General features: G+C 69.6%; 25 protein-coding genes, 1 tRNA gene and 1 pseudogene. 15 read left to right on the top strand and 12 right to left on the bottom strand.

All coding sequences use genetic code 11. The features are described from left to right. Positions 1 to 113: 113 nt before the first annotated feature. Positions 114 to 887, bottom strand: coding sequence for a hypothetical protein (locus ABT352_RS37805; protein WP_350949851.1), 774 nt, complete (start codon positions 885 to 887; stop codon positions 114 to 116). Positions 888 to 1,085: 198 nt separating this feature from the next. On the opposite strand from ABT352_RS37805, the gene ABT352_RS37800 reads away from it, so the two are divergent. Continuing rightward, positions 1,086 to 1,763, top strand: a complete 678-nt coding sequence (locus ABT352_RS37800) for a hypothetical protein (RefSeq protein ID WP_350949850.1) — start codon at positions 1,086 to 1,088, stop codon at positions 1,761 to 1,763. A 7-nt stretch (positions 1,764 to 1,770) separates the two neighbouring features. Here the strand turns inward: ABT352_RS37800 and ABT352_RS37795 are convergent, their stop codons facing one another. Then, positions 1,771 to 2,346, bottom strand: coding sequence for an isochorismatase family protein (locus ABT352_RS37795; protein ID WP_350949849.1), 576 nt, complete (start codon positions 2,344 to 2,346; stop codon positions 1,771 to 1,773). A gap of 4 nt (positions 2,347 to 2,350) precedes the next feature. Next, positions 2,351 to 3,640, bottom strand: a complete 1,290-nt coding sequence (locus ABT352_RS37790) for a nicotinate phosphoribosyltransferase (RefSeq protein WP_350949848.1) — start codon at positions 3,638 to 3,640, stop codon at positions 2,351 to 2,353. Between the two features lie 40 nt (positions 3,641 to 3,680). Between ABT352_RS37790 and clpS the strand changes: the two genes are divergently transcribed. From clpS to ABT352_RS37760, 6 genes are all read left to right on the top strand, one after another. Beyond that, positions 3,681 to 3,968, top strand: coding sequence for an ATP-dependent Clp protease adapter ClpS (gene clpS / locus ABT352_RS37785; protein WP_329091067.1), 288 nt, complete (start codon positions 3,681 to 3,683; stop codon positions 3,966 to 3,968). A 118-nt stretch (positions 3,969 to 4,086) separates the two neighbouring features. Next, positions 4,087 to 4,611, top strand: coding sequence for a DUF2017 domain-containing protein (locus tag ABT352_RS37780; RefSeq protein ID WP_350949847.1), 525 nt, complete (start codon positions 4,087 to 4,089; stop codon positions 4,609 to 4,611). Between the two features lie 9 nt (positions 4,612 to 4,620). Continuing rightward, positions 4,621 to 5,037, top strand: a complete 417-nt coding sequence (locus tag ABT352_RS37775; protein ID WP_350949846.1) for a M67 family metallopeptidase — start codon at positions 4,621 to 4,623, stop codon at positions 5,035 to 5,037. Positions 5,038 to 5,181: 144 nt separating this feature from the next. Continuing rightward, a complete protein-coding gene (locus tag ABT352_RS37770) occupies positions 5,182 to 5,346 on the top strand; it encodes a hypothetical protein (protein ID WP_350949845.1) in 165 nt (54 codons plus the stop codon). 89 nt (positions 5,347 to 5,435) lie between these two features. Next, a complete protein-coding gene (locus ABT352_RS37765) occupies positions 5,436 to 5,714 on the top strand; it encodes a MoaD/ThiS family protein (protein ID WP_350949844.1) in 279 nt (92 codons plus the stop codon). Between the two features lie 156 nt (positions 5,715 to 5,870). Beyond that, positions 5,871 to 6,818, top strand: a complete 948-nt coding sequence (locus ABT352_RS37760; protein ID WP_350949843.1) for a PLP-dependent cysteine synthase family protein — start codon at positions 5,871 to 5,873, stop codon at positions 6,816 to 6,818. A 109-nt stretch (positions 6,819 to 6,927) separates the two neighbouring features. Here the strand turns inward: ABT352_RS37760 and ABT352_RS37755 are convergent, their stop codons facing one another. Beyond that, a complete protein-coding gene (locus tag ABT352_RS37755; protein ID WP_350949842.1) occupies positions 6,928 to 8,784 on the bottom strand; it encodes a DUF3352 domain-containing protein in 1,857 nt (618 codons plus the stop codon). A 317-nt stretch (positions 8,785 to 9,101) separates the two neighbouring features. On the opposite strand from ABT352_RS37755, the gene ABT352_RS37750 reads away from it, so the two are divergent. The 8 genes from ABT352_RS37750 (at position 9,102) to ABT352_RS37715 (ending at position 16,163) form a co-directional block, all read left to right on the top strand. Then, positions 9,102 to 9,893: a thioesterase family protein gene (locus ABT352_RS37750; protein WP_350949841.1), complete on the top strand. Its 792-nt coding sequence runs from the start codon at positions 9,102 to 9,104 to the stop codon at positions 9,891 to 9,893. A gap of 134 nt (positions 9,894 to 10,027) precedes the next feature. Continuing rightward, positions 10,028 to 10,849, top strand: a complete 822-nt coding sequence (gene murI, locus ABT352_RS37745; RefSeq protein ID WP_350949840.1) for a glutamate racemase — start codon at positions 10,028 to 10,030, stop codon at positions 10,847 to 10,849. Positions 10,850 to 10,969: 120 nt separating this feature from the next. After that, positions 10,970 to 11,722 (top strand): MBL fold metallo-hydrolase, encoded by a 753-nt coding sequence (locus tag ABT352_RS37740; RefSeq protein WP_350949839.1) that lies wholly within the window; start codon positions 10,970 to 10,972, stop codon positions 11,720 to 11,722. Between the two features lie 5 nt (positions 11,723 to 11,727). Further along, a complete protein-coding gene (rph, locus tag ABT352_RS37735; protein WP_350949838.1) occupies positions 11,728 to 12,444 on the top strand; it encodes a ribonuclease PH in 717 nt (238 codons plus the stop codon). Positions 12,445 to 12,487: 43 nt separating this feature from the next. Then, positions 12,488 to 13,141 carry an XTP/dITP diphosphatase gene (locus ABT352_RS37730; RefSeq protein WP_350949837.1) on the top strand — a complete coding sequence of 218 codons (654 nt, stop codon included), beginning with the start codon at positions 12,488 to 12,490 and terminating at the stop codon, positions 13,139 to 13,141. 105 nt (positions 13,142 to 13,246) lie between these two features. Then, positions 13,247 to 14,983 (top strand): molybdopterin-dependent oxidoreductase, encoded by a 1,737-nt coding sequence (locus ABT352_RS37725; protein ID WP_350949836.1) that lies wholly within the window; start codon positions 13,247 to 13,249, stop codon positions 14,981 to 14,983. A gap of 158 nt (positions 14,984 to 15,141) precedes the next feature. Next, positions 15,142 to 15,897 (top strand): toxin glutamine deamidase domain-containing protein, encoded by a 756-nt coding sequence (locus ABT352_RS37720; protein ID WP_350949835.1) that lies wholly within the window; start codon positions 15,142 to 15,144, stop codon positions 15,895 to 15,897. Next, complete coding sequence (locus ABT352_RS37715; RefSeq protein WP_350949834.1) at positions 15,894 to 16,163, top strand: SUKH-4 family immunity protein; 270 nt, start codon at positions 15,894 to 15,896, stop codon at positions 16,161 to 16,163. The genes ABT352_RS37720 and ABT352_RS37715 overlap by 4 nt, the downstream gene beginning before the upstream one ends. A 23-nt stretch (positions 16,164 to 16,186) precedes the next feature. Here ABT352_RS37715 and ABT352_RS37710 read toward each other — a convergent pair whose 3' ends face one another. From ABT352_RS37710 to bcp, 8 genes and pseudogenes are all read right to left on the bottom strand, one after another. Then, positions 16,187 to 18,703: an ABC transporter permease gene (locus ABT352_RS37710; RefSeq protein WP_350949833.1), complete on the bottom strand. Its 2,517-nt coding sequence runs from the start codon at positions 18,701 to 18,703 to the stop codon at positions 16,187 to 16,189. A 1-nt stretch (position 18,704) separates the two neighbouring features. After that, positions 18,705 to 19,475 carry an ABC transporter ATP-binding protein gene (locus ABT352_RS37705; RefSeq protein WP_350949832.1) on the bottom strand — a complete coding sequence of 257 codons (771 nt, stop codon included), beginning with the start codon at positions 19,473 to 19,475 and terminating at the stop codon, positions 18,705 to 18,707. A 396-nt stretch (positions 19,476 to 19,871) separates the two neighbouring features. After that, entirely contained in the window at positions 19,872 to 20,459 is a 588-nt protein-coding gene (locus ABT352_RS37700) for a DUF1707 SHOCT-like domain-containing protein (protein ID WP_350949831.1), read from the bottom strand. A 9-nt stretch (positions 20,460 to 20,468) separates the two neighbouring features. Then, positions 20,469 to 21,131 carry a response regulator gene (locus tag ABT352_RS37695; protein WP_350949859.1) on the bottom strand — a complete coding sequence of 221 codons (663 nt, stop codon included), beginning with the start codon at positions 21,129 to 21,131 and terminating at the stop codon, positions 20,469 to 20,471. A gap of 23 nt (positions 21,132 to 21,154) precedes the next feature. Further along, positions 21,155 to 22,354 carry a sensor histidine kinase gene (locus tag ABT352_RS37690; RefSeq protein ID WP_350949830.1) on the bottom strand — a complete coding sequence of 400 codons (1,200 nt, stop codon included), beginning with the start codon at positions 22,352 to 22,354 and terminating at the stop codon, positions 21,155 to 21,157. Between the two features lie 755 nt (positions 22,355 to 23,109). Further along, positions 23,110 to 23,182, bottom strand: a tRNA-Leu gene (locus tag ABT352_RS37685). 28 nt (positions 23,183 to 23,210) lie between these two features. Beyond that, a pseudogene (locus tag ABT352_RS37680) lies at positions 23,211 to 23,351 on the bottom strand (HNH endonuclease); the annotation flags it as partial. Positions 23,352 to 23,722: 371 nt separating this feature from the next. Then, the gene (bcp, locus tag ABT352_RS37675; protein WP_350949829.1) at positions 23,723 to 24,187 is read right to left on the bottom strand and encodes a thioredoxin-dependent thiol peroxidase; all 465 of its coding nucleotides are present in this window, start codon (positions 24,185 to 24,187) and stop codon (positions 23,723 to 23,725) included. Positions 24,188 to 24,246 lie beyond the last annotated feature (59 nt).

Here is a 24,246-nt window from a genome sequence, read left to right as displayed (position 1 = left end):
TACCCTCGGCCCGATGACCTGTCCGGACGAGAAGGCGTCCGGTCCGGCGGTCCGGGCGGTCCGGGTCGCCCTGAACGGCGGGCCGAGCGGTTCGGGCGAGCCGGAGCCCCGGATCACCGCGCCGTGGACGGCTCCTCCGGTACGCGCCCCGGCCTGGCGAGGGCGATCGGCCTGCCGGTCCGCCCGTCGATCGCCCTGAACGCCCCCGTGTCGCGCACCGGTACCGTGAGCGGCACCTCCAGGGAGGCGACGCCGCCGGCGACGCTCACGGGCCACGTGGTGGCGCCGGAGGAGCGTCTGCGTGCCCTGTCCTCCCGCATCCAGACCTTGATCGTGCGATTTTCGTGGTGCAGGACCACGGTCGCGGTGTCGCACTCGTCGGCTCTGGCCTTCCAGAAGAGCGTCACGCCCCGTGGTGCGCCCTGACGGCGAGCCAGCCGCACCCGCTCCGGAGCGGGCATCCGTCCCCGGCAGGAGAGGCCCCGCCTGCCGGAGGAGACACCGGGCCCGTTGCCTGGTACCCGCTCCCCTCGCACCGCCTGCGCTCCCCGCGTGTCCCACATACCCTGCCGCGCCGCGTCCGGAAGCGGTGCGGGCACCCGGGACGGCGCGAGCGGGGACCGAGGCCGGATCCAGGACTCGGTCCGGGGGGCGATCCGGGATCCGGCCGGAGGGCCTGCCAGGGAGCCGGTCAGGGCCGCCGGGCGCGGGAGCGCGGTGATCGGAGTTGGGGCGGGAACCTGGACGACGGTGGTGGCCCAGACCGTGGCCGCCTCCAGCGCGACCAGCGAGAGCACGCTCGTCAGCCGTACCAGCGTCCCTCCGCGAAACAAATTCCACAGGCACAGCGGGGTCAGGATCAGCCAGGAGACGCCGAGCACGAACATATGAGATCACCACCGGTAGTAAGAGGTATCAACTCTCCGTGATACTCCTGCCGCCACCGGTGATGGTGCTGTTTGCCCATCCATGCCGATCCGGTAATCGTTCGAATGCTCAGAGTGGGCGTCGCTGGTAGCGTGTCGCTGTCACTACCCCGGGCCCGCCACCGGGTTCCCCCGCAACGCTTTCAAAGAGGACAAGTGTTGGCCGAGATGATCCGTACCGAGATCATGGAGTACGTGGCTCCGATGTTCGAGCAGATCATGGCGAGGATGGACACCCTCGCCACCAAGGACGACGTCGCCGGACTCCGGCAGGAGGTCGCCGAGATTCGGCTCGATGTGGCGAAGTGCGCCACGAAGGAGGAGCTCGCCGATGTCAAGGAAGACATCGCTGAGTTCAAGGCTGAGGTCAAGCAGGACATCGCTGAGTTCAAGGCTGAAGTCAAGCGGGATGTCGCTGAGCTCAGGACCGAGGTGGCTGAGGTCAAGGAGGATGTGGCTGAGCTGAAGGTGGGGCTCGCGGAGGTCAAGGAGGAGGTGGCCGAGCTCAAGGTGGAGATGGCCGAGGTCAAGCGGGATGTGGCCGAGCTCAAGGAGGATGTGGCTGAGCTGAAGGTGGGGCTCGCGGAGGTCAAGGAGGATGTGGCTGAGCTGAAGGTGGGGCTCGCGGAGGTCAAGGAGGATGTCGCCGAGCTTCGGCTCGATGTGGCGAAGTGCGCCACCAAGGAGGAGCTCGCCGAGGTCAAGGAGGAGGTCGTGGGAGTCAAGCAGGACATGAGGGCCATGGCATACGACATCGGCGAGCTCAAGGAGAACTACAGGACCATGGACGGGAAGCTCGACCGGATGATCCTCTTCCTGGGGATGCCGAAGAGCTGAGAGATCGTCAGGCCGATCGGACCACGGGGGTGCCCGTGAGGCGGGCTCCGGCGGAGCCGAGTTCGGCGAGGGTGGTCTCGGTGGTGGGGGCGGACACCCCGGCGGTGAGGTCCAGCAGCACCTGAACGGACAGCCCGTGCGCGACCGCGTCCAGGGCGGTGGCCCGCACGCAGTGGTCGGTGGCGATGCCGACGATGTCCACCGCGTCCACGCCGCGTTCGCCGAGCCAGTCGGCCAGAGAGGTCCCGTCGGAGGTGACGCCCTCGAAGCCGCTGTAGGCGGCGCTGTGGGCACCCTTGCTGAAGACCTCCTCGACGCGTGAGGTGTCGAAGGCGGGGTGGAAGTCGGAGCCGGGTGTCCCGGCGACGCAGTGGGCGGGCCAGGTGGTCACGTAGTCGGGTTCGGCGGCGAAGTGGGAGCCGGGGTCGATGTGATGATCACGAGTGGCCACGACGTGGTCGTAGCCGTGCGAGGCGGCGTGTGCCGAGATGGCGGCGGCCACCTCCGCGCCGCCGCCGACCGGGAGGCTCCCGCCCTCGCAGAAGTCGTTCTGGACGTCGACGATGATCAGCGCTGTTGGCATGCGATCAGTCAAACACGGTTGGGATCGCGGCGTAGCCCCGGGACAGCTGATAGGCGTTGGAGGGCAGCTCGGCGACGGCCTCGCGGTGCCGCGCGCGGCTCTCCTCCAGCTTCTCGCGGCCCACGACCTCCCCCTCCCTGACCAGCGAAACCTGTAGCGGGCGGGCGTTCGAGGGGTGCTCGCCGGAGACGGTGACCACCTCGGCGGCCGCCGTGCCCTCGGCGTCGAGCTCGCGGAACGCCTCCTTGCGTCCGCCCCGGCTGGGCTTGCCCACCGACTTCTTGGCCACCGGCCGCATGACCCCTTCGGCGTCCTCGCGGGCGACGAGCTTGTAGACCAGGGCGGCGGTGGGCGAGCCGGAGCCGGTGACCAGCGACGTGCCGACGCCGTAGCCGTCCACGGGCGCGGCGGCGAGCGCGGCGATGGCGTACTCGTCGAGGTCGCCGGTCACGATGATGCGGGTCTTGTGGGCGCCGAGCGCGTCGAGCTGCTCGCGGACCTCGTGGGCGACCTGGCCGAGGTCGCCGGAGTCGAGGCGGACCGCCCCGAGGGAGGGGCCGGCGAGCTCCACCGCGGTCCGCACGGCCTCGGCCACGTCGTAGGTGTCCACGAGCAGCGTGGTGTCGGCGCCGAGGGAGGCGATCTGGGCCCGGAAGGCCTGCTCCTCCGAGTCGTGGAGCAGGGTGAAGGCGTGGGCGGCGGTCCCGGCGGTCGGGATGCCGTACTCGTGGCCCGCCATGAGGTTGGAGGTGGAGGAGAACCCGCACAGGTAGGCGGCCCGCGCCGCGGCCACCGCCGCCGCCTCGTGGGTGCGCCGCGAGCCCATCTCGATGAGGGGCCTGGTCCCGGCGGCGCGGATCATGCGCGTGGCGGCGTTGGCGATCGCGCAGTCGTGGTTGAGGATCGACAGGATCACGGTCTCCAGCAGCACGGCTTCGGCGAACGTGCCCTCCACCGTCATGATCGGGGAACCGGGGAAGTAGCACTCGCCCTCGCCGTAGCCGTCCACTTTCCCGGAGAACCGGTATCCGGCGAGGAACTCCAGGGTGGGCTCGTCGACCACCTCGTTGTCCCGCAGGAACGCCAGCGACTCCTCCTCGAAGCGGAAGGACTCCAGCGCGTCCAGCACCCGGCCGGTTCCCGCCACGACCCCGTAGCGCCGCCCGCCGGGCAGCTGGCGCGCGAACACCTCGAAAACCGCCCGTCTGGAGGCGGCCCCGCTTCTCAGCGCCGCCTCAAGCATCGTCAGCTCATAGTGATCGGTAAGCAACGCGGTGCTCATGCTCTTTGTCACGAGTCGAAGACTAAGCCCGGGGTAGGGCAGACTGGTGAATGTGGGTAGCACCGCTCCAACGGAGGTCGAGCGTCCGTCAATCGACGTACGGCCCGATCTGCCATGGTTGACGATCGTCTGGAACGACCCGGTCAACCTGATGTCCTACGTGACGTACGTCTTCCAGTCCGTTTTCGGATACTCCAAGGAGAAGGCGGAGAAGTTGATGCTCGACGTGCACCACAAGGGCAAGGCCGTGGTTTCCAGCGGCACCCGCGAGGAGATGGAGCGCGACGCGCAGATCATGCACTCGTACGGGCTGTGGGCCACCGTCCAGCGGGATTCGTGAGCGCGCGAGCGGCCGGGCGCCATCTGTCGTCGCGCGGTGACCGGCCGGGCCCGAAGCGGCAGGACTCGAAACGGCGGGCGGGTCTCGGGCGGTGCCCGCGAGAAATGGTGGGCGAGAGATGAGTTCGGGGTTCAAGCCGGGGCACGAGGGCGGTGTGATCACGGTTTTCGACGCCGCCGAGGTGTCGATCCTGCGCTCGCTGGTCACGCAGATCCTGGGCCTGATCGAGCCGGGGGAGACCGGTGACGACCCCCTGGAGAAGGCGCTCGGCATCGGCCCCTCCGAGCAGTCCGACGATCCGGTGCTGGCCCGGCTCTTCCCCTCGGCGTACGAGGACGGTGAGGCGGCCGCCGAGTTCCGCAGATACACCGAGGCGACGCTGCGCGAGGGTAAGCGGGCCGACGCCAAGGCGATGCTCGACAGTGCGGAGGCCGGCAGGGTCGAGCTGACCAGGGAGCAGGCGCAGGCGTGGATGCGCGCGCTGAACGACGTGCGCCTCGCGCTCGGCACCCGGCTGGAGGTGACCGAGGAGGTGCACGACGAGATCGCCGACATGCCGGAGAGCGATCCCCGCTATCCGGCGTACGTCATCTACGACTGGCTCACCTACCTTCAGGACACCCTGGTCCGCGCCCTTTGGTAACTTCCAGTCATGCTCACCATCTCTCGGGAACTGGTTGACAGGATCATCGCGCACGCTCGGGCGGACCACCCCGACGAGGCCTGTGGCGTGATCGCCGGGCCCGTCGGCTCCGACTCCCCCGAACGCTTCATCGCGATGGAGAACGCCGAGCGGTCGCCGACGTTCTACCGGTTCGACTCGCTGGAGCAGTTGCGTGTCTGGCGGGAGATGGACGACCGCGACGAGGAGCCGGTGGTCATCTACCACTCCCACACCGCCACCGAGGCCTACCCCTCCCGCACCGACATCTCCTACGCCGCCGAGCCGAACGCCCACTACGTGCTGGTCTCCACCCGCGAGGAACTGGGGGAGAAGGCCGAGTTCCGCTCGTACCGGATCATCGACGGCGTGGTGAGCGAGGAGGAGGTGACGATCACCTCTGGGTGACCGTCACCTTTTCGGGTCCTGGCGCCGGGGCCTCCGGGGTGGGGACCTTACCTCCGTGCCCTGGTGTCCCGGCTCCCTCGTCTCCGTGTTCGGGTGGCATCCGGGGTTCGTACGGGGCCGGTGTCCGGTACGGCCGTAGGACGAATGAACCCTTTGGGTAAGCTGGTGGGCATGCTGACCGCCGCCCCGAGCCAGGAGGACGTGGTGCTCTCGCGTCCCGGCCCTCGGGCACGGCGCGCGGGTGTCGCGCCCGTGCAGAACTTCCTGTTCGCGCACACGCCCTTCGTCGTCGTCTACGACTGTCGCTGACCGGCTTTTCTGGAATCCCCCGGTGCTCACCGGTGTTCTGATCCGGTGGGCCTCTCACTCCCATGACGACACAAGGAGACTGACCCGCGATGGCCATCGAGGTTCGCATTCCGACCATCCTGCGCACCTACACCGACGGCGCCAAGGCCGTCGACGCCAAGGGCGCCACGCTCGAGGAGCTGATCGGCGATCTGGAGGTCCGGCACCCCGGGCTGAAGGAGCGCCTGGTGGACAAGGGCGCGCTGCGCCGCTTCGTGAACGTCTACCTGAACGACGAGGACGTCCGCTTTCTGGGCGGGCTGGAGACTCCGGTCGCCGACGGCGACACGGTCACCGTCCTGCCCGCCGTGGCCGGCGGATCCCGCTAGCCGCGTGGCGCCGCCCGTACCGCGGGAGTTTTGTGATCTTTCGCGAGATCGGAGAGCTCTCCCGGGCCGGGCGGCGCGCGCCGCGGTTTTCGGGCTGTCACCCCGAGGCGCCAGGTCTGTCATCACAAGGTCAACCCGAGGCGGAAGCCGTACACCATGCGTTTTGACTCACTGATCGAATCGGTCGGCCGGACCCCGCTGGTCGGCCTGCCCAGGCTCTCGCCCTCGGAGGACGTACGGATCTGGGCCAAACTCGAAGACCGCAACCCGACAGGTTCGATCAAGGACCGTCCGGCGCTGTGGATGATCGAGCAGGCGGAGAAGGACGGACTTCTCCAGCCGGGCTGCACGATCCTCGAACCCACGAGCGGCAACACCGGCATCTCGCTCGCGATGTCGGCCAGGCTCAAGGGCTACAAGCTGATCTGCGTGATGCCGGAGAACACCTCGGAGGAACGTCGCCAGCTGCTGCGCATGTGGGGGGCGCAGATCATCTCCTCGCCCGCGGCGGGCGGCTCCAACGAGGCGGTGCGGGTCGCCAAGGGCCTGGCGGAGGAGAACCCCGACTGGGTGATGCTCTACCAGTACGGCAACCCGGCCAACTGGCGCTCGCACTACGAGTCGACGGGGCCGGAGATCCTGGAGGATCTGCCGTCCGTCACCCACTTCGTGGCCGGTCTGGGCACCACGGGCACCCTGATGGGTGTCGGCAGGTTCCTGCGCGAGCACGTTCCCGGTGTGAGGATCGTCGCCGCCGAGCCGCGTTACGGCGAGCTGGTGTACGGGCTGCGCAACGTGGACGAGGGCTTCATTCCCGAGCTGTACGACGCCGACGTCCTGACCACGCGGTTCTCGGTCTCCTCGGCCGACGCGCTGCGGCGCACCCGGGAGCTGCTGTCCGGCGAGGGCATCTTCGCGGGGGTCTCCACCGGTGCCGCCCTGCACGCCGCGCTCGGTGTGGCGGCGAAGGCCGTCAAGGCGGGGGAGCGGGCCGACGTGGTGTTCGTGGTCGCGGACGGCGGCTGGAAATACCTGTCCACCGGCGCCTACGAGGGGACGCTCGACGAGGCCGAGGAGCGGCTCGAAGGCCAGCTCTGGGCCTGACCGCCGCCTGTTGAAAGGCGAATCCCCGGCGGGGCGGAGCCCTGCCGGGGATCTGGGGAGGTCCGGTCCGAACGAGATCGGGGAGCCCGGGTGGATCAGTTGAACAGGATCAGTTGAACAGGAGCCTCATCGAGAAGGTCCCCTCGTTGCCCGACTGGGTGCCGCTCACGCCCACGGCGCGGAGCACCTGGAGGTTGGCCTTCTCGTCGCCCTGGAGGTTGCCGAGATAGAGGTTCTCCACCTTGTCCAGGTCGGCGTAGAGGGCGAAGGTCGCCTCACCGGCGTTGGGGATCGCGAGCTGGAAGGTCTCGCTGTCGCCCAGGGCGCCGTCCTTGTTGAGCTCGGCGGCGTAGTCCTGCGCGCTGCCCAGGACGAAGACGCCGTCGCCGGGAACCTTGGCGAGCTGCGGGACGGCCGTCCCGGAGTCCGCGAGGAACCTCTCGATCTTGCCGACGACCTCCTGCGCCTTGGCCGGGTCGGTGACGATCTTCGCGCCGAACTTCGGCTGGTTGCCGTCGAGGCCGTTGGAGTCGATGGCGATGGTGATGTTCTTACCGAGCAGCGTCACCAGGTCGTCGGGGAGCGCGAGGCCGTAGTTCTGCTTGGCCTGGTCGGCGAACTGCTGGACGCCGCCGCCCGCGGCCTGGTCGGCCGACTTCATGAGCTGTGCCCACTGCTTGCCGACCACCTCGCCGAGACCCGAGATCGAGATCGCGCCGGCGGTGGAGGCGGGAAGCGTGCTGATCCTGGAGGGCTCGGGATCGCCCATGTCCAGGTTCTCGACGCCGCGGCTGATGCCCGCGAGCTCGACGTACTCGCTGTCGAAGCGGAGGGCGCCCGCCACGCGGGCGTTCTTGACCTGGGCGAGGACGGTGGGGTCCTGGGCGGCCAGTTCGGGGGCCATTTCCGCGAGCTTGCCCGCGTCGGCCCAGAAGGAGAGCACGCCGGTCTCGCCGAGGGCGCTCAGGTCGTCGGAGAAGTCGGCGTTGCCCGACAGCGGCTCGGCGGTGGCGGCCTTGTCGGCCTCGGCCTGGGTCGGGGTGAGCAGCGCGTAGTCCTCGCGGAACGCGATGCCGTACTTCTCCTTGCCCATCAGCTTCGCGATGCCCGCCGTGGCCTTGTCCTGATCGGTGACCTGGACGGCCACCACGACGCCGGGCTCGGCTCCGGCCTTGGCCGGGGTCAGCGCGGCCACACCGACGCGGACGCCGAGCCAGGGCTCGATGTCGGTGGCGTAGTCGACCTTGCCGAGGTCGTCGGCGTCCTTCTTGATCAGGTCGAAGATCGCCTTACGCGGGTCCTCGCCGCTGAAGGAGTCCTTGGTGACCGTGAACTTCCTGGCGATGTTGAACAGCGCCACCTTCTGGTTCGCGGCCGGGTCGAGGTCGAGGCGGATGTAACCGACGGCGTTGCCGGGCAGTACGTCGTGCGGCTGCGCGCCGCCGCCGCTGAGCAGGTTGATCGCGAAGAAGCCGCCACCGCCCACGAGGGCGACGACCAGCGCGGCGACCACCGCGAGCAGCCAGCCCTTGCCGCCCTTGCGCGCGGGAGGTCCCGGGGGAGGTCCGGCGCTCAGGAAGTCGGGTCCCTGCTGCCAGTTCCCCGCCTGCTGTCCGTACGCCTGCTGCCCGTAGCCCTGCTGCTGGTAGCCGGGCTGCTGCCCGTACGGCTGACCGGCCTGCTGGCCGTAGTTCTGCTGTCCGTAGTTCTGCTGTCCGTACGCCTGCTGGCCGTAGCCCTGCTGCTGGCCGGACTGCTGCTGGTAGGGCTGGCCCTGCTGCGGGTAGGGCTGCCCCTGCTGGTAACCGCCGGATGGCTGCGAGTATCCGGGCTGGCCGTTCTGCGGGTAGGCCTGCGTGTGCGGCTGGTCGTTCGGCTGTGCGCCCTCGTTCCAACGGTAGGCGATCGTCCTGTCGGGCTGCTGACCCGGATCGGGCGACTGGTTTGGGGGATTGTTGGCAGGCATGATCACTCACAATGTGGACTTCGCGGACAGGGAGAAGTTAGTGCACATTGCTAGCAACCCGCTTGCATTGAACTAACTATGTGATTGTCACGTCTAAGCGGGACCATCCCCTGCTCAGCGCGGTTTCTTCGCCCATCGTGGCCTTTGTCGCCTTGTTCCCGCAGGTCACTGTCGTCCCTTCCTCACCGCAGATCTTGGTTTCCCGGAGGCTTCGGTGCCCCGGCGGATCCAGGGGAGGTGACATCGAGGACCCGGGGAGGCGACGGTGGCATGGAATGGGTAAAGTGACCCCTCTAGAACAAGATTCGGGGGCGCGGATGGCGAAGTTCGACGAGGCGACAGCGGTGACCAAGGTGGACGAGACCACCTACGACGTGTGCCTCGACCCCGGATACTCCATCGGCGGCCCCCTGAACGGCGGCTATCTGATGGCCGTGCTGCTGCGCGCGGTCGTGGACGCCTCCCCCCACGAGCACCCGGTGAGCACGAGTGTCCAGTTCCTGCGGGCGGCGAGACCCGGCCCCGCGCGGGTGCGCCTGGAGCAGATCAAGACCGGCCGCACCGCCACGATGACCAGGGTGACCCTCGTCCAGGAAGGGACGTCCTTCATCGAAGGGCTCGTCACGACCGCGACGCTCAACGATGCCGTCCCCGACTGGACGGACGGGCCCTCGGCGGTGATGCCGCCGATCGAGCGGTGCGTCTCGCTGCCCGCCCCCAAGGACGCGTCGAACCTGACGTTCAGCGCCCAGGTGGAACTCGCCTTCGACCCTCCCACCGTCGGCTGGGTCGACGGCCGTCCCACCGGCAGGCCCGAGGCCCGCGCCTACTTCCGGCTGGCCGAGCCGCAGGACCCCGACCCGTACGTGCTGGCGCTCGCCGTGGACGCCCTCCCGCCGGTGGTGTTCTCCGCGGGGGCGCGCGGCTGGGCGCCCACGGTCGACCTCACCTGGCACCTGCGCGCCCTGCCCGCACCCGGCTGGCTCACCCTCCTGGGCGGGGGCCGCCTGATCAGTGACGGCTGGTTCGACGAGGAGGTCGAGGTGTGGGACTCCGCGGGCCGCCTGGTCGCCCAGTCCCGTCAGCTGGCCCGCGTCGGGCGGGGCTGACGTCCGCGCCACGGGACGTAGTAACAGACACCGTACGACTGAATGTCATGAAAAATACATGGCTGAGCTGGTATTCGGCGTTGTGAGGATTCTTACCGTGATCGGCCGCCCCGGGTCGCCTAGCCTGGGGAACTGTGTCGCAAGCGAGCATTGGAATCTTTGACAGCGGTGTCGGTGGCCTCACGGTGGCTCGGGCGATCATCGACCAGTTGCCCAACGAGTCGATCTTCTATGTGGCCGACACGGCGAGGCAGCCGTACGGCCCCAAGAGCATCGCGCAGGTCCGCGCCTACGCGCTGGAGGTGATGGACCACCTCGTCGAGGGCGACGTGAAGATGCTGGTGATCGCGTGCAACAGCGCGAGCGCGGCGGTGCTCCGCGACGCGCGGGAACGCTACGCCGTCCCGGTCGTCGAGGTGATCCAGCCGGCCACCCGCCGCGCCGTGCGGGCCACCCGCAACGGCAGGGTCGGGGTGCTCGGGACCAGGGCCACGATCGAGTCGATGGCCTACCACGACGCGTTCGCCGCCGCTCCCGACGTCCGGCTCACCGGGGTGGCCGCGCCGCGCCTGGTGGAGTTCGTCGAGCGGGGCGAGACGATGAGCGACGAGCTCATCGACGTCATCCGCGAATACCTGAAGCCGGTGCTCGCCGACGGGTGCGACACGCTGATCCTGGGATGCACGCACTACCCGCTCCTCACCGGACCGATCTCCTATGTGGCGGGCGACGGCGTGACGCTGGTGTCCAGCGCCGACGAGACGGCCAAGGACGTCTACCGCGTCCTGCACGACCGGGGCCTGGCCGCCGTGGGGGACGCGCCCAGGCACCGCTTCCGCGCCACCGGTGACGCGGGACTCTTCACCGACCTCGGACGACGGTTCCTCGGACCGGAGATCGAGGCGGTCGAGGTGGCAGTGGTAGGGGATGTTCCGAACAACGGGCATCGCGTGTGACGGTGCCCGGGCGCTCCGTAGGGGGAGCGCCGGGGATCGGCGGACGAAGGGGGACGGACACCGGCCACCGGCGCCCGCGCCGTGACACGCGGCGCCGCACAGTAACCGTAGGAGGCCGCCGTGAAGTTGACGATCATTGGATGCTCGGGGAGTTTCCCCGGGCCCGACAGCCCTTCCTCCTGCTACCTGCTGGAGGCCGACGGGTTCCGCATGCTGCTCGACTTCGGCAGTGGCGCGCTCGGCGCGCTCCAGAGGCACATCGGCCTGTACGACGTGGACGCGATCTGCCTGTCGCACCTGCACGCCGACCACTGCCTCGACATGTGCCCGTACCACGTGGTGCGCACCTACTCGCCCGGCGGCCCGCTGCCCAAGGTCCCGGTGTACGCGCCCTCCGACGCCCGCGAGCGCCTGAACTCCGCCTACGCGATGCCCGACGAACCGCCGCTGGAGAAGGCCTTCGAGTTCGTGAGCCTGATGCCGGGGACGTTCGAGGTCGGCCCCTTCGAGGTGACGGCCGCCCCGGTGAACCATCCCGTGGAGACCTACGGGTTCAGGGTCTCCCACGGCGGGCGCTCGGTGGCCTACTCCGGGGACACCGGCGAGAGTGCCGAACTGGTCAAGCTCGCCTCGGGAGCCGACGTGCTCCTGTGCGAGGCGTCGTACCTCGACGAGCCAGGACTCCCCACCGGCCTGCACCTGAACGGCCGCCAGGCGGCCGAGCACGCGGCCAGGGCGGGCGTGGACACCCTCGTCCTCACCCACCTGGTGCCCTGGAACGACCGCGACCGCGTCCTGGAGGACGCCTCCCGCGGGGGGTTCGCCGGACGGATGGAACTGGCACGGAGCGGGGCCCGGTATGACCTAGGGTGAACGTCATGGCTCGCGCAGATGGACGTACTCCCGATCAACTCCGCCCCGTCACCATCACCCGGGGCTGGCTCGCGCACGCCGAGGGCTCGGTGCTCGTCGAGTTCGGCGGCACCAAGGTGCTCTGCGCCGCCTCCGTGCAGGACAGCGTCCCGCGCTGGCGCCGGGGCAGCGGCCAGGGCTGGATCACCGCCGAGTACGCCATGCTGCCGCGCGCCACGAACACCCGCAACGACCGCGAGTCGGTACGCGGCAAGATCGGCGGCCGTACGCACGAGATCTCCCGCCTGATCGGCCGCTCCCTGCGCGCCTGCGTCGACTACAAGACGCTGGGCGAGAACTCGATCGTCATCGACTGCGACGTGCTCCAGGCCGACGGCGGCACCCGCACCGCCGCCATCACCGGCGCGTACGTGGCACTGGTCGACGCGGTCGCGTGGATGCGCAAGCGCAAGATGTGCGGCGGAGACCCGCTGGTCGACTCGGTCGCGGCGGTCTCCGTCGGCGTCGTCGGCTCCACGGCGCTGCTCGACCTCTGCTACACCGAGGACGTCGCCGCCGAGACGGACATGAACGTGGTGATGACCGGCTCCGGCGAGTTCGTCGAGGTCCAGGGCACCGCCGAGGGCAAGCCGTTCGACCGCGCCGCCCTCGACGAACTGCTCGACCTCGGCGCGGCCGGCTGCGCCGAGCTCACCCGCCTCCAGCGGGAGGCGTTGGCATGAGCCGCTTTCTCACGGTGAATCGTTCAGGAACGAGGCGGTCGGCATGAGCGAATCCGGTACGACCGAGATCGAGACCGGTGCGGCCCGGTCCGGTGCGGCCCGTGTGGTCCTCGCCACCAGGAACTCGGGAAAGATCGCCGAGCTGCGCCGGATCCTCGCCGACGCCCGGATCCCGGTCGAGATCGTCGGGCTCGAGGAGTTCCCCGAGATCGGCGACGTCGCCGAGACCGGCCTCACCTTCGCGGAGAACGCGCTGCTCAAGGCGCACGCGGTCGCACAGCAGTCCGGCCTGCCCGCGATCGCCGACGACTCCGGCCTCTGCGTCGACGCCCTGAACGGCATGCCGGGCATCTTCTCCGCCCGCTGGGCGGGAAGGCACGGCGACGACCAGGCCAACCTCGACCTGCTGCTCGCCCAGGTCTCCGACGTGCCCGCCGAGCACCGGGGCGCGCACTTCGCCTGCGCCGCCGCGCTCGCACTCCCCTCGGGGGAGGAGCGGGTGACCGAGGGGGCGCTGCGCGGCGTGATCATCGACGCCCCGCGCGGCAGCGGCGGCTTCGGCTACGACCCGATCCTCGTCCCCGAAGGCGAGACCCGGACCACCGCCGAGCTGTCCGCCGCGGAGAAGGACGCGATCAGCCACCGTGGCCGAGCCTTCCGCGCCCTCGCCCCCGTCATCGCCGAAATGATCGCCTGACGGCGAGAGCCGCGCGGACGACGGCCGAGGAGCCCGAGACGTCCAGGTCGCGCCTGTAATCAGCGCGTAAGAACCCGCGACCCCTTATGGGCGTAGCGTCGGGGTATGCAGAGCAACAAGCGTGTGCCCTCCTGGGCCCCGGCGCTGATCGGCCTGGTGTCCGGCGCGGTGGCGGTGGCGGTGTCACTGCTCGTGGCGGGCCTGGTGAACCCCGTCGCCTTCCCGGTCGTCGCGGTCGGCAACTCCGTCGTCGACCTCACCCCTGCGCCGCTCAAGGAATGGGCGATCCGCACCTTCGGCGAGAACGACAAGACCGTGCTGCTCGCAGGGATCCTGCTGGTCATGGCCGCGATCGCCGTCGCGCTGGGAAGGGCCGCCGTCCGCGACCTTCGGTACGGGATGGCAGGTCTGGCCGCGTTCGGCCTCGTCGGCGTCGTCGCCGTGCTGACCCGGCCAGGGGCCGGGCCGGTGGACGTCGTCCCGACGCTCGTCGGGGTGGGCACCGGCATGCTCGTTCTGCGGTGGCTCGTCCGTCGCGCCCTCGTACCCGACGACGCCTCGGCCGGGTCGTACGCGAGGGCGTCCGGGGGCGCCTATGTCGTGGGTGCGGCGGGGGCCGCGCACGACACCGGGCCGGGTCGCCAGGAAGAGATTTCGCACGACACCGGGCCCGAGCGCCCGCGACCGGTCTCGCCCGAGTCCTCATCGGAGGCCGGGGAGCGGACCGGCCCGCAGGTGCCACCCGTCATGCGGGCGGGGAACGACCTGCGCGCCTTCGACCGCCGAGGCCTGCTGACCGGCGCGGTCGGCGGCGTGGCTCTCGCGGGGGTGGCGGGGCTGGCCGGGCGCGCGCTCTCCGGGCGGGCCGAGGTGAACGCGGCACGCAGCGGCATCACGCTGCCGCTGCCCGCGAAACCCCTCCCCGCGCTGCCCGCCGGGGCCGACCTGAGGATCAGGGGCCTGTCGTCGTTCGTCACCCCCAGCAACGACTTCTACCGGGTCGACACCACCCTGTCGGTCCCCCAGGTCGACCCGCGCGACTGGACCCTCACGATCCACGGCATGGTCGATCGGCCCGTGGAGCTCACCTTCGCCGACCTGATGAAACGCGCCGTGGTCGAGGCCGACGTCACGCTCTGCTGCGTCTCCAACGAGGTCGGCGGCCCCTACATCGGTAACGCCCGCTGGCTGGGCGTGAGCCTGGCCGCGGTGCTCCGCGACGCGGGCGTCCGCAAGGACGCGGACATGCTGCTCAGCACCTCCGCCGACGGCTGGACCGCGGGAACCCCGGTCGACGTCGTGATGGACGGCCGCGACGCCCTGCTCGCCTTCGGCATGAACGGCGAGGTGCTCCCCGTCGACCACGGCTTCCCGGTCCGCCAGGTCGTCCCCGGGCTCTACGGCTACGTCTCGGCCACCAAGTGGGTCACCGACATCAAGGTCACCCGCTTCGACCAGGACGAGGCCTACTGGACGCCCAGGGGCTGGTCCGCGAAGGGGCCGATCAAGACCCAGTCGCGCATCGACCTGCCCAGGGACGGCGCGAGCGTCCCCGCCGGCAAGACCGTCGTCGCGGGGGTCGCCTGGGCACAGCACAAGGGCGTGGACGCGGTCGAGGTCCGCGTGGATGAGGGCGAGTGGCGCCAGGCCCGCCTCGCCGAGGCCCCCACCGCCGACACCTGGCGCCAGTGGGTCCTCGACGACTGGGACGCCACCCCCGGCGAGCACACCATCGAGGTCCGCGCCACCGACACCACCGGCTACACCCAGACCGCCGAGCGCACCTCTGTCGCCCCGGACGGCGCCACCGGCTGGCACACCATCCGGGTACGGGTCGGCTGACCCTGGCTGTGACGCTTCGCGATCACTGACCTCGATGCCGTTGTGACGAGGACTGGAACGACAGGTGGGGGTTGAGCCTTTAAACGGTCAACTCCTTCGTGTCGGGTGGGTGGGCCGTCCTACTATCTGGCTCCCAGGGGGTTGGGGACGGGGGAGCCGTGAGCGAGTGGAGTTTGGCGTCGGGGGTCTACAACCCCGTGGTGACGATGGACGGGCAGCGGTGGCGGGACTTCGAGCTGGAGGTCCAGGTGCCGGTGGTGACACCCGCGCCGCGCGAGAGCGAGCGGGAGCGGATGCGCTGGGGTCCGGCGCGACTGGACCAGTGCAGGCCGTACGGGCTGGCGGGCGGGTTGGCCAGGCCCGATCCGCAGACCGAGGAGGACATGCTGCGGGCCGTTCCCCTCACCGAGCAGGGCACCCCGCGCCGCTTCCCCGACCCGCGCGGCATGTGGATCAGGCTGATCAACGGGAGCGGCCCGGCCGACGATCCGTTCCGGGCGACCAACGCGATCGACTGCGCGCTGTCGGTGCTCTCCACCTGGTACGGCACTCCCGCGGTGGCCGCGCCGCGCAGACCCGAGTACGACCGGGTGGGCAGGCCGCTGCTCACCGGGGAGGCCGGGGGAGTGGCGAGGGCGGAGCGGTGGCTGGGACAGCGCTTCCACTATGTGGGGCAGGGGCGCCACGCCTACCTGCCGATCGCGCAGGCGTTGCTGGCCGGGGGACACGGCTCCTCGGCGCTCATCATCAACCGGTGGCCGGCCGGGGGCAGTCACGCCTGGAACGCGGTGAACTTCGATGGCGAGGTGATCTGGATCGACGCGCAGCGGGGGCACATGGCGGTGGAGCCGCCGTACGAGTCGGTGACGGGTGTGTTCTGCGTCGTGATCGACAGGGAGGGACGACGTCTGTGAACCCGGACCAGGCGAGGGCCGTGGCGGAGGAGTACTTCAACGGGGTCCGGGGCGCGGGTGCCGCCGTCGAGATCAGGATTTATGCCTTTCAGGAGGGCTATGTCGCCTGGGCGAACGAGCCCGAGCCCGACGATCCCAGCGTGCTGCCCGACACCGTCGGGTCCGGCTGCGTGGTGATCGACAGGGCCACCGGTGAGATCGTGATCCGGCCGCTGCTCAACCCCGAGACCGTGGCGGAGCAGTGGCCGGGACGCCGCCCCCGATGACGAAGGCGTCCCGGCCACCACGCTCAGCCGCTCGCGAGTGAGCCCACGACCGAGGCGCGGGCCGCGCGCCGGGCGGGCAGGACGGCCGCGAGCACCCCGGCGAGGCCCGACAGGGCGACGAACGACAGGATCTGCGGCACCGGCAACTGGAAGACGACGTCGTCGGTCATCGTCTGCGCGGCCGCCCAGCCGAACGCGACCCCCAGCGCCACACCGACCAGCGCGCCGATGAGGCCCAGGACCAGCGCCTCGACCGAGAGCATCCGCCGCAGCTGGGGCCGGGTCAGGCCGAGGGCACGCAGCAGCGCGGACTCGCGGGTGCGCTCGTGGACCGAGAGGGAGAGCGTGTTGGCGATGCCCAGCAGGGAGATGAGCACCGCCAGACCGAGCAGCCCCGTGATGATCATCAATATCATGTCGAGCGCCTCGTCGAACTGGCCCCGCAGCTCCGTCGAGCTCGCGACCTTCGCCGTCGGGTACGCCTCCGTCGACGCCTCGACCGCCGCGAGCGCCCGGTCCGGGTCGACGCCGTCACGGTGCTTGATCATCACGCGGCTGTCGCCGACCTCGCCGAAGTAGCGGTCGAACTCCCGCTGGGGCACCGTCACGTCGGAGAGGCTCGCGTCGACGTTGGAGATGCCCACGATCGAGAGGTCGACCGTGCCCGCCTTCGACGTTCGTACGGTGATCCGGTCACCGACCCCGAGCGTGAGCCGCTCGGCGACGCGGTCGGCGACGAGCGCGGTCCCCGGGACGAGCCGGTCGAGCGAGCCCGCGTCGAGCGGCGGCTTGAAGCCCGGGACGGGGGTGAAGGTTCCCACGTCGTACCGGGTGGTCCCGGTCGCGAGCCTCGCGCCGGTCTCACGGAAGGCGATGACCGAGTCCAGCTCGGACCGGCTCCGGAGGTCCTCGGCGATCGCGCGGGGCAGGCCCGAGTCGCGCCCCTGGGTCTGCACCATGTAGTCGAAGGGGAACTGCTCGTCGAGCTGCTGGGTGAACGTCACCCGAACGGTGCCGGTGACGACGGAGATGACCGTCATGAGCGTCACCCCCACGGTGAGTGCCACGGTGGTGGTCGCCGACCGCTTCGGGTTGCGCCGGGAGTTGTCCACGGCCAGCCTGCCGGGTACGCCGAAGAGCTTGGCCGGCACCCACCCCGCGAAGGCGGAGAGCGGCCTGACGATCACCGGCCCGAGGATCAGCACCGCGAGGAAGACGGACGAGCATCCGGCCATCACCGTCACCAAGGCGGTCTCGCCGGGATCCGTGGAGATCCCCGCCACCACGATGCCCACGCCCGCGAGCAGGAACAGCCCCGCGAAGATCATTCGTACCAGGCCGGCCCTGAAGGTCCGCTCCTCGGTCTGCGAGCGCAGCGCCGCGATCGGCGCCACCCGCGTCGCGGCCCGCGCGGGCAGCAGCGCCGCGCCGACCGTGACCGTCAGGCCGATCACCAGGCCAAGGACGATGGTGGTCGGCGTCAGGGTGGCGGCGGCGGCCGTGGGCAGCGGCGCGTCGAACGCCGCCAGCACGGAGAGTGCCCCCGCACCCAGGCCGTAGCCGAGCAGCAGGCCGAACACCGACGACAGCAGGCCGACCACCGCCGACTCCAGCATGATCGAGGAGAAGACCTGCCCGCGCGTCGCCCCGACGCATCGCAGCAGCGCCATCTCGCGGGTCCGCTGGGCCACCAGGATGTTGAAGGTGTTGTAGATGACCAGCGCGGCCACGAACATCGCCACCACGCCGAACAGCAGCAGGCCCAGCTTCAGGAAGTCGCCGTTGGCGCCGTTGCCCTTGGCGAGGTCCGCCGCGTAGCGCTCACCGGTCTTGACCTCGTGACCCGAACCCACGACCGCGGCGACCGAGCCGCGCAGCGCCTCCTGGGTGACCCCCTCGGCGGCGGCGACGTCGACCTCCCGATACCCCTTCTGCCCGGTCATCTTCCTGGCCGTGTCCGTGGTGTAGCCGACCGCGCCGAAGTATCCGAGCTCCTGGTCCAGGCCGACGTCGAACAGGCCCACCAGGGTGAACTCGTGCCTGGCGTTGCTCGCGTCGAGCACCGCGATGGTGTCGCCGACCTTGAATCCCCTGGTCCTGGCGGTGCCCTCGTCGAGCACGGCCTGCGTCGCGGTCTTCGGGGCCGTACCGCTCACGATCGGCATACGGTTCAGGTCGCCCTCGGGCAGGGAGATCCCCGCGGTGGGGAAGTCACCGGCGGCCTTGCCGTCCTTGCCGATCAGGGCGGACGTGCCCCGTACCAGCCCCTGTGCGTCGGCCACCCCGTCCACGGCGCGTACCTTCTCCAAGGTGGCCTCGGAGACGACCGGAGGCTCGTCGCCGTTCCCGCCGGACGCCGGGAGTACGGCGACGTCGATTTTGTCGGCCGCCGCGGAGAACTTCTCGGTGAACCCCGCGTCGATGGTGTCGGTCAGCACGAACGTCCCCGCGATGAAGCCGACCCCCAGCGCGATCGCGAGGGACGTCAGCATCAGGCGCAGCCGGTGCGCGAGCAACCCGGCCAGCGTCGTCCTCAGCACCTCACGCCTCCAGCTTCATCAGCGTGTCCAGCACCGACTGCGGCGTCGGCCCCGTCAGCTCGCTCACCAGCAGGCCGTCGCGGAGGAAGACCACACGGTCGGCGTACGAGGCCGCCACCGGGTCGTGGGTGACCATCACGATCGTCTGGTCGAGTTCGCGCACCGACGTCCGCAGGAAGGAGAGCACCTCGGCGCCGCTGCGCGAGTCGAGGTTGCCGGTGGGTTCGTCGGCGAAGATGACCTGCGGCCTGCTGATCAGGGCGCGGGCGACCGCGACGCGCTGCTGCTGTCCGCCCGACAGTTCCGCGGGCTTGTGGCCGAGCCGGTCGCGCAGGCCCACGGTCTCCACGACCCGGTCGAACAGCGCGGGGTCGGCCAGCCGCCCGGCGATCTCCAGCGGGAGCCGGATGTTCTGCTCGGCGGTGAGCGTCGGCAGCAGGTTGAACGCCTGGAAGACGAAGCCGATCCGCTCGCGGCGGAGCATGGTGAGCTTCTTGTCGTTGAGTCCGGTCAGCTCCACGTCCCCGACGCGCACCTGCCCGCCGCTCACCGTGTCCAGTCCGGCCAGGCAGTGCATCAGCGTGGACTTGCCCGACCCCGAGGGGCCCATGATCGCGGTGAAGGCGCCGGTCGCGAAGGAGACGTCCACTCCTCGCAGCGCGTGCACGGCGGTGTCCCCCCGGCCGTACACCTTGGTGAGACCTCTGGCCGTCACGGCCGGCGCCGCGCTTTCCCGCGCGTCCCACGCGCCGACCTCTCCGGTGATGGTCACGACAGCTCTCCTCAACAACGTGTGATGTTATGACGCACCAAACGGTATTGATGGGGAAAGAGGGATCCATCAGGCGTTAGGCCTGACTTATGGCGATACGGAGGGGGTCGGGAGAAGGAGGGGCGCGACCTCCGCCGTAGTGCGGCCTCGGCCATTCGGACGAGGCGGGCGAGGCGAACGGGGCCTCACCCTCGATGGGATTCCTGCCCGAAGGCCGGGGCGCTCGCGGGTTTCCGATCCAGCGGGGTTCTCCCGAGGCTCTCGCCTCCGATCCGGTGCTCTGTCTCCGGCCGAGGCTCTCGCCTTCGGTCAAGGCTCGCGCGGTTCTCGTGTCCGATGGGGAGACTCGCGCGGTTCTTGTCTCCGGCGGGGAAGGTTCCCGGCCCTCAACCGGTATTACCTCCGCGGGTATTTGATCTTCAAGGTGCCCAGGCCGACCTTGCCGGTGACACGCAGCACCGGCGCGTCAGGGTGCCCGGGTTCGGTGGCCTTGTTTTTGATCGTGCCCATGTTCGTCGTCAGCGAGTCGATCCACACGGTCCACCCACGCGGCACGGTCACCAGGATGGTGCCCATCCCGCAGGTCGCCTCCAGCAACACCTCGCGGTGCGAGCACACCGCCTCGGTGAAGTCGATCTTCACGGTGCCCGAGCTGCAACTCGCCACGATGCGCGGGGGCACCACCCAGTAGTCCTTCTGCTGCACCTCCCCGTGCTTCGTCCGCAGCTCCAGGACTCCGCTTCCGGCGCCTCCGACGCCCCCGGCACCCCCGACGCCCAGCATGGCGAGCCCCGCGTCGTCTCGCGGCAGGTCGGCGGTGATGGCCCTCAGGTCGTCGTACGTCCTCGCCACCTGCGTCCGCTCGATCCGCTCCTCCAACTCCTCCAGGGAGAGCCGTCCCTCTCCGGTGGCCACGCGCAACCGCTCGATGACCGCGTCACGATCGGAGTGCGACGCGCGGAGCCGACCGTCAAGGTTCGTCATACGACGATGCTAATCGGCGGAATGCGGGGTTACGATTCCCGATTCATAGGCATATACGACGACCTGTGCTCGATCCCGCAGGCTCAGCTTCGCCAGAATCCGGCCCAGATGCGTCTTGACCGTCGCCTCCGCCAGCTCCAGACGACCGGCGATCTCCGTGTTCGACAACCCCCTCGCCACCAACACCAGCACCTCCCGCTCCCGCGCGGTCAGCCCGGTCAGCACCGCGGGCTCGGCCACCGCGGAGGGGAGATGCACCGCGAAACGCTCCAGCAGCCGCCGCGTCGTACTCGGCGCCACCACCGCGTCCCCGCTGTGCACCGACTGGATCGCGCTCACCAGATCGGCGGGCGGCACATCCTTCAGCAGGAACCCCGACGCGCCCGCCTTCAACGCCGCGAACGCGTACTCGTCCAGATCGAACGTGGTCAGGATCAGCACCCGAGGCCCACCGGCCGTCGAACGGATCAGCCGCGTCGCCTCCACCCCGTCCATCACCGGCATCCGCACGTCCATCAGCACCACGTCCACGGCGACCGTCCGCACCGCCTCCACCGCCGCGGCCCCGTTACCCGCCTCAGCGACGACCTCGATGCCGGGATGGGCGTCGAGAACCATGCGGAAACCGGTTCGCAGCAACTCCTGATCGTCGACCAGCATCACCCGAATCACCTGGTCACCCACCGCGTACTCCGTCAAGCCGCCCGCCCCGCCCCGGTATCGCCGATCGGCAGCCGCGCCACCACCTGGAACCCGCCACCGGGAACGGGGCTCGCCTTCACACTCCCGCCGAACATCGCGACCCGCTCGCGCATGCCGACCAGGCCGTGCCCACCCTCACGCTCCGGCGTCGCCGCGCCACGACCGTCGTCGGTCACCCGCACGAGCAGCTCCCGCACGCCGTACTCCATCTCCACCGTGGCCCTGCTCTCCGGGCCACCGTGTTTGAGGGTATTGGTGAGCGCCTCCTGAACGATCCGGTAAACCGTGAGCTGCTCCCCCTCGGGAAGCTCCGCGGGAACACCGGACACCCGCAACTCCACCGGCAAACCCGACTCCCGCACCTGCGTCACCAGATCGTCCAACTGCGACAGGCTCGGCTGCGGAGCGTACTCCTCCTGGACACCGTCGGCCCGCAACACGCCCACCATCCGCCGCATCTCCGCCAGCGCCCTGCGGCCCGTGGCCGAGACCGCCTCCATCGCCCTGCGCGCCTGCTCAGGGTCGCGGTCGATCGCGTACCCCGCCCCGTCGGCCTGAACGATGATCACACTCACGTTGTGCGCGACCACGTCGTGCAGCTCACGGGCGATCCTGGCCCGCTCCGCGGCCGCCGCCAGCCTGGCCTGCTGATCGCGATCCCGTTCCGCTCGCTCGGCCCGCTCCTCCAGACCCTCCAGATAACGGCGGCGGGTGTTCGCGTAGATCCCCGTCATCCAGATCGCGGCCGCGAACGCCGAGGCCGTGGCGAAGGCACGCAGGTCAAGTCCCTGAGGCACCCGCCCGAACACCAGGAACAACCCCAGCTCCACCACCAGCCCCGCCCCGACCGCCCAGCGCAGCGGGCGCCGCGACGCCACCCCGTACATGGCGACGAGCACGGAGACGTTGAAGAACAGGGGAGGAACCCCGGCGAGCCACTGGAGGAACGAGGCGAACGAGACGGTCGCGAAGACCGCGACCGGACGCTCGCGCATCCAGAACAGGGGTACGAACAACAGCAGCGTCAGCCCCGCGAACCCCCACAGCCCCAGCCTCTCCGCCCCCCAGGCCACCAGGTCGACCACCCCGACGGCCCAGACATTGAGCAGCGAGACCAGCAGGAACGGAGTCAGCCACAGGGCGTCCGTGATCCTGGGATGGCGCACGCTCCAGGCGCGCAATCTGCCGAACACATCACTACGATACGTATGCGCAGATCAGCGCCCTTCCCCCTCAAGGTGGAGCTCAATGTACGACTCAGGTCGCACACCGGGCCGCACATTCGGCTTGGCTTACACAGCCTTTACGGTCTCTGGGGCACCATGGTTTTTGGGAGCGCCCTCCGGGGTGAGTAAAGGGAGATAGTTTGTGGTGATCAATCACAACGACGCCGGGTCGCGCGGCTAGGAAGACAGGCCGCGCGACCTGACGTTTTCTCTCCCGTCCCCCCGCCGCGACGGATAGCCGCCACATCGGACAGAGCTCCCTCGCCGCATACCGCTCATGGCCTTCCCGGCCGCTTCGGCGGTCTCACCGGGATCGTCGGCTTACCCGCGCACCTGCCTACCCGCTACCCGCGCGGATCCACAGGGGTCTTCCCTCCGGCGGTGAACATCGTGCCGTCTCGTGTGGTCCTGGGCGACGCCGGCCCCGCGGGCGGTCGACCTGGGCTCACGGGGGCGACTCGCCGAATCCACCACCCACGGCGAAGCCGGCCGAACGCGCGCCCCCGGGTCCCCGGCCTCAACCCGCCGGATCAGACGCGACGGCACGGTCCTCCGCGAGGACGGATTCGCGCAGTAATTGAATGGCTCTGCGTATGACCGCGGATCTCGACGCGAAGCGTCTTTCGCTCCGACAGTATTCTATGAAAAATAGATCCTGGGCCGATATTGTCACGCTGGTGTCTGTTGACTTTATGTCGATCGATTGATTCTTAATTGTTTTGTGGGGTCGACGGGATTCGAACCCGCTCTGGACGGTACCTAAAACCGCGGCCTCTACCGTTGGGCTACGACCCCTATTCTTTCCTGCGAAATTCTCTGTCTGTGAATGGCAATTGGGGCAGAGAAAACGCAGGTTTTCTTTTCTGTTGTCCAGCCAGTTGCCATTGATATGGTCAACGTGCAGCGTCAATGCCTGACCTCGCCAGGCGCCCTCGATCCTACATCCCGCGCAGCGGTATGGCATCCCGGTCTCGATCAGGCAGCGCCTGAGCTGCCCGGGGTCTGGGCGTGGACTGCCCTCCGGTCGCATGGCGAGAACCTGTTCCGGACGGCCGCGTCGCGGCGAGGGCTTCCCTCTGTTGGGGGAGACCCTGCGAAAGTGCGACGTGTCGATTTCGAAGCGCTTCAACTGGCGGCTGATATGGGCGTGGTTGCCGCCCGCGACGGTGATGCCGAGGCGGCGGAGGACGTCGGCGATGCTGAGGGATGCGGCCGCGGCCTCCGCCAGCATTTCCGGGGTGTATTTGTATTTGGTGGGCACGCCCCAAGCCTAGGTAATGGGACCGACAATTCTTGGGGCGTGCTCATGTCATATTAAATGGCGAAAATCGGATGTCAGTCGACGCCGAGTTCGCGGCGGAGGCGGGCCACGTGGCCGGTCGCCTTCACGTTGTAGAGGGCCTTCTCGATCTTGCCGTCCGCGTCGATGACGAAGGTGGAGCGGATGACCCCGAGGGTCGTCTTGCCGTACATCGTCTTCTCCCCGTACGCGTCGTAGGCCTTGTGGACCTCAAGGGAGGGGTCGGACAGGAGCGGGAAGGTGAGGGCGTCGTGCTCGACGAACTTGGCGAGCTTGGCCGGGCTGTCCTTCGAGACGCCGAGCACGACGAATCCGGCCGAGGTGAGTGAGGCGAGGCTGTCGCGGAAGTCGCAGGCCTGCTTGGTGCAGCCCGGGGTCATCGCGGCGGGATAGAAGTAGAGGATGACGCGCTTACCGCGGTGGCTCTCCAGCGACACGGTGGTGCCGTCGGCGGCGGGAAGGGTGAAGTCCGGGGCGGCGTCGCCCGGCTCAAGTTTCATGGTGTTCCTCCGAGGAATGGTTCCCCGGTCAACTTACCGGCCTGCCCGAAGTGCCGTGG

This window comes from Streptosporangium sp. NPDC000563 (genome assembly GCF_040299985.1).
Lineage (GTDB): Bacteria > Actinomycetota > Actinomycetes > Streptosporangiales > Streptosporangiaceae > Streptosporangium.
Note: the sequence above shows the minus strand (reverse complement) of the source record. Positions and strands in the feature narration are given on the sequence as shown.